Genomic DNA, 11,584 nt, shown 5'->3' with positions numbered 1-11,584 from the left:
GATGCTACCCGAGGAAGGACCGAGGTGTCGGCTCCAGAGCCCACCATGAGCCAAGCGGGCGCGCCGGTAGGCGGCCTGCTCGTGCTCGTCGACCCGGTCGCCCGCCGTCTTGACGGCGAGTCCGTGCGGATCGCGAAGGATGTGTTGTCAGCGGGCGCGGCAGCGAAAATCTGCCTCCCGGATTCGCAGGAGGAATTTGCGCGGGCTCTTGCCCGCCGGGGTCATCGGCGGCTGGTGATCGTCGGTGACGACCGGGCCCTGGTGCGCGCCGTGGGGCTGCTGCACCGCGAGCGCGGGCTGGGGGAGGGCCCCCTGGCGCTGGTTCCGGTGGGCCCGGTGGGGTCGCTGGGGCTGGCGAGGTCCCTCGGCGTGCCGCTTTCGGCCGTCGCCGCGGCCCGGGCGGTCCTCGACGGGTCGGTGCGGGTCTGTGACCTGCTGGTCGACGACAGCGACGGCGTGGTGCTCGGTGCGCTGCGGATCCCGCCGGTGCACGGGGTCCCGCGGCCCGCCGGGCCTTCGGTGTGGAGCGCGTACCGCTCGCTGGTCCGGACGCTGGTCCGGCCGGTGACGGCGGCCGGCGGCGCGGCCACCGGTCGGCACCGGCTGCGGGTCGAGGCCGACGGGGTGTTGCTGGCGGATGTGGACCGGCCCGTGGAGGACGTCTCGGTTCGCACCCGGGACGACGGCGGTCCGGCGGAGGTAGTGGTCCGGACGGGTGGCGGCAGCTCCGCCGAATCGACGGTCACGGCCCGGGCGAAGACGGTGACGGTGTCGGGCCAGGACTTCCGCTACCGCGCCGACGCGGCGCTGACCGGCCCGGTCCGCCGCCGTACGTGGACCCTGCGTCCCGGGGCATGGACGCTCACCGTGCCCCGGTGACCACAGCGGGTGCACGGGAACGGGGTGCACCGGACGCACCGGATCCGCGGGACGCACCGGATCAGCAGGACGCACCGGATCGGCAGGACGCGAGGGACGCGCTGGACGACTGGCGGCGCGACGCGCTGCTGCTGTGCCTGCTGCCGGTGTTCTGCTGGCCGGTGGTGGTCGCGGCCCTGCTCGGCGGGCCGCCGGCGCCGGTGGCCGCGCTGGGCGTGGTGCTGAGCCCGGTGCTGTTCGGGGCGCGGGAGCTGCTGGCCGTCCGGCGGGTCCGGCGCCTGCTGCGGGACCCCGATGTGCGCTGGACCCCGTACGAGGCCGTGGTCGTCCGGGCGAGGTGGCGGGCGCCGGTGCTGGTGCTCGCCGGCGGGCGGCACGCGCTGACCCTGGGACTGCTGGGCCGGCGGGTGCTGCCGCCGCGCCCGTGGCCCCGTACGGCCACCGCCCCGGCCACGGTGGTGGTGCGGCTCGCGGGCGACCCGGCGGCGGGCGGGGCCCTGTGGGCCCCGCACTCCGGCGGGCTGGGCCACGCCCGGCCCGCGCGCCGCGGGCGCGCGCTCCCCGTCAGGGGGACGACAGGGCGAGCGCGGCCTCTTCGATGAGACCGGCGACCGGCGACCGGCCACCGGCACGGCTCGGTGATGACCTCGGCCCAGTGGGCGGCGCCGCCCCAGAACCCGTGGACCAGGACGATGGCGGGCGTGTCCGTCAGGGAGGTCGCACCGTTGGTCGTGGGGCGGGACTGATCCGTCCGCCGACCACGCCAGGCAGCGGCCAGGGGCCGGGACCCGACCCGCGTCGGGTCCCGGCGACGGCGGATCAGGCGCCGACGTACGCCGCGAGGTGCTCGCCGGTGAGGGTGGAGCGGTCTTCCACGAGGTCGGCGGGGGTGCCCTCGAAGACGATCCGGCCGCCGTCGTGACCGGCGCCGGGTCCGAGGTCGATGATCCAGTCGGCGTGGGCCATGACCGCCTGGTGGTGCTCGATGACGACGACCGACTTCCCGGAGTCGACCAGCCGGTCGAGCAGGCCCAGCAGTTGCTCCACGTCGGCGAGGTGCAGGCCGGTGGTCGGCTCGTCGAGCACGTAGACGCCGCCCTTCTCCGCCATGTGGGTGGCCAGCTTGAGCCGTTGCCGCTCGCCGCCGGACAGCGTGGTGAGCGGCTGGCCGAGGCTGAGGTAGCCGAGCCCGACATCGGCGAGCCGGGTGAGGATGCGGTGCGCGGCGGGCGTGTGCGCCTCGCCCGCGCCGAAGAACTCCTCGGCCTCGGTCACCGACATCGCGAGCACCTCGCTGATGTCGCGGCCGCCGAGGTGGTACTCCAGCACCGACGCCTCGAACCGCTTCCCCTCGCACTCCTCGCAGGTGGTCGTGACCCCGGCCATCATCGCCAGGTCGGTGTAGATGACTCCGGCGCCGTTGCAGGTGGGGCAGGCACCTTCGGAATTGGCGCTGAACAGCGCCGGCTTCACCCCGTTGACCTTGGCGAACGCCTTGCGGATCGGGTCGAGCAGCCCGGTGTAGGTCGCCGGGTTGCTCCGGCGCGAGCCGCGGATCGCGCCCTGGTCGATGGAGACCACGTCCGCGTCGGGGGAGAGCGACTTGTGCAGCAGCGAGCTCTTGCCGGAACCGGCGACGCCGGTGACGACCGTGAGCACACCGAGCGGGATGTCGACGTCGACGTCGCGCAGGTTGTTCGCCGTGGCCCCGCGGATCTCCAGCGCGCCGGTGGGCGTGCGTACCGACGGCTTGAGCTTGGCCCGGTCGTCGAGGTGGCGGCCGGTGATGGTGCCGCCGGAGCGCAGCCCCTCGACGGTGCCCTCGTAGCAGACCGTGCCGCCCTCGGTGCCCGCGCCGGGGCCGATGTCGACGACGTGGTCGGCGATCGCGATGGTCTCCGGCTTGTGCTCCACGACGAGCACCGTGTTGCCCTTGTCGCGCAGCCGCAGGAGCAGGTCGTTCATGCGCTGGATGTCGTGCGGGTGCAGGCCGATGGTGGGCTCGTCGAAGACGTAGGTGACGTCGGTGAGCGAGGAGCCGAGGTGGCGGATCATCTTGACGCGCTGGGCCTCGCCGCCGGACAGGGTCCCGGAGGCCCGGTCGAGCGAGAGGTAGCCGAGGCCGATCTCCACGAACGAGTCGAGGGTGAGCTGCAGTGCGGTGAGCAGCGGGGCCACCGAGGGCTCGGCGAGGCCGCGTACCCACTCGGCCAGGTCGCTGATCTGCATCGTGCAGGCGTCGGCGATGCTGATCTTCTTGATCTTCGAGGACCGGGCGCCCTCGCTGAGCCGGGTGCCCTCGCACTCGGGACAGACGGTGAAGGTGACCGCCCGTTCCACGAAGGCCCGGATGTGAGGCTGCATCGCTTCCTTGTCCTTGGACAGGAAGGACTTCTGGATCTTGGGGATGAGGCCCTCGTAGGTGAGGTTGACGCCCTCGACCTTGACCTTGGTGGGCTCCCGGTAGAGGAAGTCCTGCATCTCCTTCTTGGTGTACTTGCGGATCGGCTTGTCCGGGTCGAGGAAACCCGACTCGGCGTAGACGCGCACGGTCCAGAAGCTGTCGGACTTCCAGCCGGGGATGGTGAACGCGCCCTCGGCGAGCGACTTGGAGTCGTCGTAGAGCTGGGTGAGGTCGATGTCGGAGACCGCGCCGCGCCCCTCGCAGCGCACGCACATGCCGCCGGTGCGGGAGAAGGTCGCCTTCACCGTCCTGGTCTTGGCTTCGCCGCGCTCGACCGTGATGCCGCCGCTCGCCCGGACGGAGGCGACGTTGAAGGAGTAGGCGCTGGGCGGGCCGATGTGCGGCTTGCCGAGCCGGCTGAAGAGGATGCGGAGCATCGCGTTGGCGTCGGTGGCGGTGCCGACCGTGGAGCGGGGGTCGCCGCCCATGCGCTGCTGGTCGACGGTGATCGCGGTGGTGAGTCCGTCGAGCACGTCGACGTCGGGGCGGGCCAGCGTGGGCATGAAGCCCTGAACGAAGGTGCTGTAGGTCTCGTTGATCATCCGCTGGGACTCGGCGGCGATCGTGTCGAACACCAGCGAGCTCTTGCCCGAGCCGGAGACCCCGGTGAACACCGTCAGCCGGCGCTTGGGGATTTCGATGCTGACGTCCTTGAGGTTGTTCACGCGCGCGCCGTGCACGCGGATCAGACCGTGGCTGTCGGCGGCGTGCGGTTCCTGGGGCACGGGCGACGTGGGGTCCGGCTCGGTGGCCCTGCTCATCGTGTCTCCATCTCTCGGGCGGGCCGCCTGCGCGGACTCCTGCGCGGACTCCTGAGGCAGTCGGCGGCTAGGGCTTGCGGGGCTGGTTGAAGCGGAGCATGTTGCCCGCCGGGTCCCGGAAGGCGCAGTCGCGGACGCCGTACGGCTGGTCGACGGGCTCCTGCAGCACCTCCCCGCCGGCGGCCCGGATGTGTTCGAAGGTGGCGTCGACGTCGTCGGTGGAGAAGATCACGCCGCGCAGCAGGCCCTTGGCCAGCAGCTCCGCCATGGCCTGCTTGTCGGCCGCCGAGGCGCCCGGGTCGGCGAGCGGCGGTTCGAGGACGATCTCCACGTCCGGCTGCGTGGGGGAGGCGACGGTCACCCAGCGCATCCCCTCGAACCCGACGTCGTTGCGGACCTCCAGGCCGAGGACGTCGCGGTAGAAGGCGAGCGCCTTGTCGTGGTCGTCGACTGCGATGAAGCACTGCGAGAGGTTGATGTCCATGCCGTCGACGCTACGAGGAGGGTGCGGATTTCGCTTCTCCGATCCTGACCGGTCGCGTGAGGATCTTGGCGACGCACGCCGGGATCGCCGCGCCGTCGTCGTGGCTGCGGGCCCGGTAGGCACTGGGGGTCTCGCCGACGAGCTCGGTGAAGCGCGAGCTGAAGGATCCCAGCGAGGTGCATCCGACGGCGAAGCAGACATCCGTCACGCTCATGTCGCCGCGTCGCAGCAGAGCTTTCGCGCGTTCGACGCGGCGGGTCATGAGGTAGCTGTACGGGGTCTCCCCGAAGGCGGTGCGGAAGCTGCGGGAGAAGTGCCCCGGCGACATGAGGGCGACGTTCGCGAGTGCCTGAACGTCCAGCGGCTCCGCGTACTCGCGGTCCATCATGTCCCGGGCGCGGCGCAGCCGTACCAGGTCCTCCAGGTTCATGCGTTCCAGCATGGCACGCATGAGGTGTCCCGTCTGCGGGTATCGGTGCTTCCGGATCTGATCACCGTGTGATCGGCCGGCCCAGGCCCGCTCCGGCCGGCTCAGGCCCGCTCAGGCCCTCTCCGGCCCGCCCAGGCCCGCTCAGCCGAGGCCGATCGCCGCCTTGTGGACCCGCCAGCGGTCCATCAGACCCAGCATCTCGCCCTGCATGAACTCGAAGAAGGCCGCCGTCTCCGCGACGCGCGCCCCGGCGGGAGAGTCCGTGCCGAGGGTGGCCGCGCCCTCGCGCAGGGTCTTCTCCCACAGGGTCAGGACCTGGTCGCGGCGCGTGAAGGTCTCGTACCAGAGCTCGTTGTGCAGGACGTACCGGTCGCGGCGTGATCCCGGTTCGCGTTCGCGGCTGACCATGTTGACCTGGGTCAGGTAGGACACGGCGCCCGATACCGCCGCCGGGCTGATCTGCAGGGCCTCGCCCAGCTCCGCCGAGGTCATCGCGCCGCCGTCGCTGGCCAGCAGCTGGGCGAAGACGCGCGCGGCCATCCGCTGCATCCCGGCCTCGGTCAGCTGCGCGGCGAACCGCTCGACGAAGCGGGAGACGGCGTCGCCGTCCCGGGCGCCCCCATCGGCGCCGGTTTCGGTGCCCGCATCGCTTCCGTTCTCGGTCCCCGTGTCCACATTCACCATGTCATCTGCCACCTTCCCGACTTTACGTGATTCCTGAGATTCTCAAGCTTCACAAATTTGTGAAAGTAGCGTACGTTCGGAACCATGACGAAGGCAATCAGCGTTGCCGGCCTCCATAAGGCATTCGGCCGCACCCGCGCACTGGACGGACTCGATCTCGCGGTCACCACCGGCGAGGTCCACGGCTTCCTCGGTCCCAACGGCGCCGGCAAGTCCACCACCATCCGGATCCTGCTGGGCCTGCTGCGCGCCGACTCCGGCACCGCCGAACTCCTCGGCGGCGACCCCTGGGCCGACGCGGTCGCCCTCCACCGCCGCGTCGCCTACGTCCCCGGAGACGTCACCCTGTGGCGCAACCTCTCCGGCGGCGAGGTCATAGACCTCTACGGACGACTCCGCGGCGGCCTCGACAGGACCCGGCGCGCCGAACTCCTCGAGCGGTTCGAGCTGGACCCCACCAAGAAGGGGCGCACGTACTCCAAGGGCAACCGGCAGAAGGTCGCCCTCGTCGCGGCCTTCGCCTCCGACGTCGAGCTGCTCGTCCTCGACGAACCCACCTCCGGCCTCGACCCGCTGATGGAGGAGGTCTTCCAGGGCTGCGTGGCCGAGGCGCGCGCCGCCGGACGCACCATCCTGCTCAGCTCGCACATCCTCAGCGAGGTCGAGGCCCTCTGCGACCGGGTCAGCATCATCCGCAAGGGCCGCACCGTGGAGACCGGCACCCTCGCCGAACTCCGCCACCTCACCCGTACGTCGATCAGCGCCGAGCTGGCCGGCCCGCCGAACGGCCTCGCCCACCTGCCGGGCGTGTACGACGTCCAGGTGCAGGGGCTGAAGGTCCGCCTCCAGGCCGACACCGACAAGCTGGACGCGGTACTCCGCTCCCTCACCGCGTCGGGCGTGCGGTCGCTGACCTCGACCCCGCCCACCCTCGAAGAGCTCTTCCTGCGCCACTACGGGGAAGAGGCGACCCGATGAAGAACCAACTGGCCGGAACCGGGGCGCTGCTGAGGCTCGCCCTGCGCCGCGACCGCGTGATGATGCCGGTGTGGACGCTGGTCACCACGCTCATGGTGGTGAGCATGCCCGGCTCGCTGGGCAGTGTGTACGCCACCGCAGCCGAACGCGCCCGGGCCGCCGCCTCGATGAACGCCAACAGCTCGATGCGCGCCCTGTACGGACCGGTCTTCGACGATTCGCTCGGCGCCCTGACCGCCTGGCGGGGCGGTGTCTACGCCGCCGTCCTCGCGGCCGCCATGAGCCTGATCATCGTCGTGCGGCACACCCGCGAGGAAGAGGAGACGGGCCGTCAGGAACTGCTCTCCGCGGCGATGGTGGGGCGCCGGGCCCCGCTGACCGCCGCCCTGCTGGCCGCCCTCGTGGCCAACGCCTGCACCGCCCTGCTCGTGGCAGTCGGTCTCGCGGGGCAGGGCGCGCCCGGCGCGGTCGCTCTCGGCCTGGCCGTCGCGGCCACCGGGATGCTCTTCGCCTGCACCGCCGCCATCGCCGCCCAGCTGACCGAGAGCGCACGCGCCGCCAAGGGGATCACGGCCGCCGTGCTCGGCGCCGCCTTCGTCCTGAAGGCCGCGGGCGACGCCGGTACGGCGGGCGGGCGGTCGGCCCTGACCTGGACCTCGCCGCTCGGCTGGGTGGAGAACGTACGGGCCTTCGCCGCCGAACGCTGGTGGGTGCTCCTCCTGTTCGCCGCCGCCGTCACCGTGCAGGCGGGCGCCGCGTACGCCCTGGCCGGGCGCCGTGACCTGGGCATGAGCTTCCTGCCGTCGCGGCCGGGACCGGCCGAGGGGCGCCTGGGCACGGCGGGTGCGCTGGCCTGGCGGCTGCAGCGCGGCAGCGTACTGGGCTGGAGCGCGGGCTTCCTGACCGCCGGTGTCGTCTTCGGCGGGATGGCGGACGGCGCCGCGGACCTGGTCGGCGACAACGACCGGACCCGCGAGATCATCGAGCGGATGGGCGGGCAGGGCGGGTCGGGTGCGCAGGGTGCGCTCACCGACGCCTTCCTCGCGACGATGGCCGGCATGTTCGGCATGGTCGCCGCCCTGTACGCCGTCTCGGCCGTACTGCGCCTGGGCGGCGAGGAGTCGGGCGGGCGCGCGGAGCCGCTGCTCGCGAACGCGGTCGGCCGGCTGCGCTGGGCCGGCGGCCACCTGGCCGTGGCCTTCGGCGGCTCGGCGCTGATCCTGCTGCTGGCGGGCCTCGGTCTCGGCCTCGGGCACGGCCGGGAGCCGGGCGCGGCGATCGGAGCCACGCTCGCCCAGCTCCCGGCGGTGTGGCTGATCGGGGCTCTGGCGGCGCTGCTGTACGGCGCGGTCCCGCAGTACGCGGCGGCCGCCTGGGCGGTGGCCGGGGGTGCGCTGGCCCTGGGCTGGGTCGGCCCCGCGCTGAACCTCCCGCAGGCCGTCCTGAACCTCTCGCCCTTCGCCCACCTGCCCCGGCTCCCGGGAGCGCAGGCCCTGGATCCGGCCCCGCTGCTGGCCCTGACCGCCCTGGCGGTGGCCCTGACGGCGGCGGGCCTCGGAGCCCTGCGCCGCCGCGACATGATCGCCTAGGCCGGAAGAGACGGCCCAGGAGCCGGCCCGGCGGAGACCGGGCCCCTAGAACTCCACCAGCAGTTGCTCCAGCCCCCGGATGACGTACCCGTCCCGCCACTGCGGCTCCTCGACGAGCCGCAGCGGCGGGACTCCGTCCGCCAGCAGCGCCCCGAAGGAGGCCTCCAACTCCCGCCGCGCCAGCGGCGCCCCGAGGCAGTAGTGGATCCCGGCCCCGAACGTCAGGTGCGGGTTGTCGGCCCGTACGAGGTCCAGCGCGTCGGGATCGTCGAAGCGCGCGGGATCCCGGTTCGCGGACCCGAAGAGCAACGCGACCTCGGCCCCGCGGGGGACGACGGTGTCACCGATCCGGATGTCGTCGAGCACCCAGCGTTCGAACATCTGGAGGGGAGTGTCGTACCGCATGAGTTCATCCACAGCTGTGGACAACTTTTCGGGATCGCGGCTGGCGCGGAGCGCGGCGAGCTGCGCGGGGTTGCGGAACAGCGCCCACCACCCGTTGACGGTCGTGTTGACGGTGGCCTCGTGCCCGGCGTTCAGCAGCAGTACACAGGTGGAGATCATCTCCTGCTCGCTGAGCCGCCCCTCCTCATCGTGGGCGGCGATCAGCCCGGAGATCAAATCCTCCCCGGGGCGGCTCCGCCGCTCGGCGATCAGCCCCCGGAGGTAGGCGCTGAAGTCGACGCTCGCCCGCACCGCGCGCCGCGCCGTCTCCTCGTCCGGCCGGAGCTCGAACATCCCGCAGATGTCCGCCGACCAGGGCCGCAGCAACCCCCGGTCCGCCTCGGGCACGCCCAGCAGCTCCGCGATCACCGCCACCGGCAGCGGCTCGGCGACGACGGTGAGCAGATCCCCGCCCCCGTCCGCACGCAGCCGCCCCACCAGCTCTCCGGCCAGCCGCTGCACCGCGGGCACGAGCCGCTCCACCGTCCGCGGCGTGAAGGCCTTCGCCACCAGCCTGCGCACCCGCGCGTGCGCGGGATCCTCCAGGTCCAGCAGGCCGTTGCCGTTGAGCACGTGGAAGGGTTCGTGCTCCGGCGGCGGCGCCTCGCGGCCGAACTCCTCGTGCGAGAACCGGTGGAGGTAGGTCCGTCCCAGCCGCCGGTCCCGCAACAGCGCACTGACATCGGCGTAGTGCGGCACCAGCCACTGCCCGGTGGCCTCGCACCACACGGCCCGCCCCTGCTCCCGCAACTCCCGGTACGCCGGATACGGATCGGCGACGAACGCGGCATCCCACGGATCAAAGCCCATCCCCGCACCCTAAAGCCGGCCGGGCCCGATCAGGCAGGTGTCACCAAGCGGGTCTCGTACGCGTACACGGCCGCCTGTGTCCGGTCCCGCAGGCCCAGTTTCACCAGGATCCGGCTCACATGGGTCTTGATGGTCGACTCGGCGACGACCAGCCGGTCGGCTATCTCCGCATTGGACAGCCCCTGCGCGATCAGTACCAGCACCTCCGTCTCCCGCTCCGTCAGCTCCCCCACACCCGCCGGGTCCGCCAGCTTGCGGGCCTCGGAGATCTTCGAGAACTCCACGATCAGCCGCTTGGTCACCGAGGGCGCCAGCAGGGCCTCCCCGGCCGCCACCACGCGGACCCCGTCCGCCAGCTGACGGGCCGACGCGTCCTTGAGCAGGAACCCGGAGGCCCCGGCCCGCAGTGCCTGGTACACGTACTCGTCGAGGTCGAAGGTCGTCAGGACCAGCACCTTCGCGTCCGTGTCGGCGGCCACGATCTCCCGCGTGGCCTCCAGCCCGTTCATCCGCGGCATCCGGATGTCCATCAGCACCACGTCCGGCCGCAGCGCCGCCACCTGCTCGATGGCCTCCCGGCCGTCGACCGCCTCGCCGACCACCTCGATGCCGTCCATCGCGTTCAGCAGAACGGAGAACCCCTCGCGCACCATCACCTGGTCGTCGACGATCAGGACCCTGATCGTCATACCGTCCCCTCCCGCGACTCCGCCGCCGGCTCCGCGCGGTGGGGCACCGGTATGAACACCGCCACCTCGTACCCGCCCGCCGCCGTCCGGCCGGCCGTCATCTCGCCCTCCAGCATGGCCACCCGCTCCCGCATCCCGGTGATCCCGTGCCCGGCCCCCGGCGAGGGCCGCGCGTCCCCGGTCGCCCGGTCGTTGACGATCCGTATGCCCAGACCCCCCAGCACGTACGAGACCTCCACCTCGGCCGCCGCCCCCGGCGCGTGCCGCAGCGTGTTGCTGAGGGCCTCCTGGATGATCCGGTACGCCGACAGTTCCACGCCCTGCGGCAGCTCCCGCACCGAACCCGTGATCGTCTTCTCCACGCTCAGGCCGGCATCCCGCACATTGGCCAGCAGCCCCTCCAGCGAGGCCAGCGTCGGCTGCGGGGCGTCCGGTGCCTCGTAGTCCGCGGAGCGCACCACACCCAGCACCCGCCGCAGCTCCGTCAGAGCCGCCACCGCGTTCTCCCGGATGGTGACGAACGCCGCCTCCAGCTCCGGCGGCGGGTTCTTCACCCGGTACGGCGCGGCCTCCGCCTGGATCGCCACCACCGACATGTGGTGGGCCACCACGTCGTGCAACTCCCGCGCGATCGTGGTCCGTTCCTCCAGCAGCGTCCGCTTGTCCCGCTCGACGGCCGTGACCTCCTGCTGTGCGCTCACCTCGGCCCGGGCGTCACGGCGTATCCGGATACTGCCGGCGATCACCAGGGCGAAGGCCGAGGCCACCGCCATCTCGGGCAGGTTCGTCCCCCAGTGGCCGCTGAACACCACGGAGATCGCCGATCCCAGTACGAGGGTGAGCGTCCACATCCAGGCCGCCACCCGGGCTCCGGTCCGCAGCGTGACGAGGAACATGACCACGATGTAGGCGACGAAGCTGCTTTCGGTCCAGGGCCAGTCGAAGCCACTGTCGATTCCGGCCGTCACCAACGTCATCGCGATGGCCGCCCACCAGGCGCCGACCGGCCGCACCAGCGTCATCATGACCGGGGCCGCGGACAGCATCGCCACGGCTATCGGCCCCAGGTCGCCCCAGGCGGCCGACTGCGTGTTGAGCGCGGTCAGCCCGACGAGGAAGGCCAGGACCGCCACCGTCGCATGCCGCCGCCACGGCGCGTACCGGCGCAGCACACCGGGAAGCCGGCGCACGAAGCGCCCGGAGGTCTCCGCCAGGGGCAGCGGCCGGTAGGCCAAGGCATCGGTGACGAGATCCCGGCGAAGGGTCGCGATCACCTCAGATGCCAGTCGGAACTCAGGTGCCCGGGATGTCCCCCCGGTGGTCGTCTCGGTCATACACACCACCGTAGGTCCGTACCGGCCTCGTCCGCGTC

The 11,584-nt window shown here is 72.3% G+C and carries 11 protein-coding genes; 4 read left to right on the top strand and 7 right to left on the bottom strand.

The window, feature by feature from the left end:
• The first annotated feature begins 45 nt into the window (after window positions 1-45).
• Together KO717_RS17110 and KO717_RS17105 are read left to right on the top strand one after the other, a co-directional pair.
• Window positions 46-879, top strand: a complete 834-nt coding sequence (locus KO717_RS17110) for a diacylglycerol kinase (RefSeq protein WP_301368579.1) — start codon at window positions 46-48, stop codon at window positions 877-879.
• Window positions 876-1,481: a hypothetical protein gene (locus KO717_RS17105; protein WP_301368577.1), complete on the top strand. Its 606-nt coding sequence runs from the start codon at window positions 876-878 to the stop codon at window positions 1,479-1,481. The genes KO717_RS17110 and KO717_RS17105 overlap by 4 nt, the downstream gene beginning before the upstream one ends.
• A 217-nt stretch (window positions 1,482-1,698) precedes the next feature.
• On the opposite strand, the gene KO717_RS17100 is transcribed toward KO717_RS17105, so the two are convergent.
• The 4 genes from KO717_RS17100 to KO717_RS17085 form a co-directional block, all read right to left on the bottom strand.
• The gene (locus tag KO717_RS17100; protein ID WP_301368576.1) at window positions 1,699-4,104 is read right to left on the bottom strand and encodes an excinuclease ABC subunit UvrA; all 2,406 of its coding nucleotides are present in this window, start codon (window positions 4,102-4,104) and stop codon (window positions 1,699-1,701) included.
• 67 nt (window positions 4,105-4,171) lie between these two features.
• Entirely contained in the window at window positions 4,172-4,588 is a 417-nt protein-coding gene (locus tag KO717_RS17095) for a VOC family protein (RefSeq protein ID WP_030011523.1), read from the bottom strand.
• Between the two features lie 10 nt (window positions 4,589-4,598).
• Complete coding sequence (locus KO717_RS17090; RefSeq protein ID WP_030755782.1) at window positions 4,599-5,018, bottom strand: helix-turn-helix domain-containing protein; 420 nt, start codon at window positions 5,016-5,018, stop codon at window positions 4,599-4,601.
• Window positions 5,019-5,159: 141 nt separating this feature from the next.
• Window positions 5,160-5,714 (bottom strand): GbsR/MarR family transcriptional regulator, encoded by a 555-nt coding sequence (locus KO717_RS17085; protein WP_437184522.1) that lies wholly within the window; start codon window positions 5,712-5,714, stop codon window positions 5,160-5,162.
• A 72-nt stretch (window positions 5,715-5,786) separates the two neighbouring features.
• Between KO717_RS17085 and KO717_RS17080 the strand changes: the two genes are divergently transcribed.
• On the top strand, window positions 5,787-6,680 hold the full coding sequence (locus KO717_RS17080; RefSeq protein WP_301368574.1) for an ABC transporter ATP-binding protein: 894 nt from the start codon (window positions 5,787-5,789) through the stop codon (window positions 6,678-6,680).
• Window positions 6,677-8,269, top strand: coding sequence for an ABC transporter permease (locus KO717_RS17075; protein ID WP_301368573.1), 1,593 nt, complete (start codon window positions 6,677-6,679; stop codon window positions 8,267-8,269). Before KO717_RS17080 ends, KO717_RS17075 begins: the two co-directional genes overlap by 4 nt.
• 45 nt (window positions 8,270-8,314) lie before the next feature.
• Here the strand turns inward: KO717_RS17075 and KO717_RS17070 are convergent, their stop codons facing one another.
• The 3 genes from KO717_RS17070 to KO717_RS17060 are packed head-to-tail and all read right to left on the bottom strand — an operon-like array spanning window position 8,315 to window position 11,546.
• The gene (locus tag KO717_RS17070; protein WP_301368572.1) at window positions 8,315-9,523 is read right to left on the bottom strand and encodes a cytochrome P450; all 1,209 of its coding nucleotides are present in this window, start codon (window positions 9,521-9,523) and stop codon (window positions 8,315-8,317) included.
• A gap of 29 nt (window positions 9,524-9,552) precedes the next feature.
• A complete protein-coding gene (locus KO717_RS17065) occupies window positions 9,553-10,212 on the bottom strand; it encodes a response regulator (protein ID WP_301368571.1) in 660 nt (219 codons plus the stop codon).
• Window positions 10,209-11,546 (bottom strand): sensor histidine kinase, encoded by a 1,338-nt coding sequence (locus KO717_RS17060; protein WP_301368570.1) that lies wholly within the window; start codon window positions 11,544-11,546, stop codon window positions 10,209-10,211. Before KO717_RS17060 ends, KO717_RS17065 begins: the two co-directional genes overlap by 4 nt.
• Window positions 11,547-11,584 lie beyond the last annotated feature (38 nt).

The sequence above is a fragment of the Streptomyces xanthophaeus genome, assembly GCF_030440515.1.
Classification (GTDB): domain Bacteria; phylum Actinomycetota; class Actinomycetes; order Streptomycetales; family Streptomycetaceae; genus Streptomyces; species Streptomyces kutzneri.
This window is presented reverse-complemented; position numbering and strand designations above follow the sequence as displayed.

Excerpts from the sequence above, each read along its gene's own strand:
- KO717_RS17110 (WP_301368579.1), top strand. The coding sequence starts at position 46 with ATGAGCCAAGCGGGCGCGCCGGTAGGCGGCCTGCTCGTGCTCGTCGAC.
- KO717_RS17100 (WP_301368576.1), bottom strand. The coding sequence starts at position 4,104 with ATGAGCAGGGCCACCGAGCCGGACCCCACGTCGCCCGTGCCCCAGGAA.
- KO717_RS17095 (WP_030011523.1), bottom strand. The coding sequence starts at position 4,588 with ATGGACATCAACCTCTCGCAGTGCTTCATCGCAGTCGACGACCACGAC.
- KO717_RS17090 (WP_030755782.1), bottom strand. The coding sequence starts at position 5,018 with ATGAACCTGGAGGACCTGGTACGGCTGCGCCGCGCCCGGGACATGATG.
- KO717_RS17080 (WP_301368574.1), top strand. The coding sequence starts at position 5,787 with ATGACGAAGGCAATCAGCGTTGCCGGCCTCCATAAGGCATTCGGCCGC.
- KO717_RS17075 (WP_301368573.1), top strand. The coding sequence starts at position 6,677 with ATGAAGAACCAACTGGCCGGAACCGGGGCGCTGCTGAGGCTCGCCCTG.
- KO717_RS17070 (WP_301368572.1), bottom strand. The coding sequence starts at position 9,523 with ATGGGCTTTGATCCGTGGGATGCCGCGTTCGTCGCCGATCCGTATCCG.
- KO717_RS17065 (WP_301368571.1), bottom strand. The coding sequence starts at position 10,212 with ATGACGATCAGGGTCCTGATCGTCGACGACCAGGTGATGGTGCGCGAG.
- KO717_RS17060 (WP_301368570.1), bottom strand. The coding sequence starts at position 11,546 with ATGACCGAGACGACCACCGGGGGGACATCCCGGGCACCTGAGTTCCGA.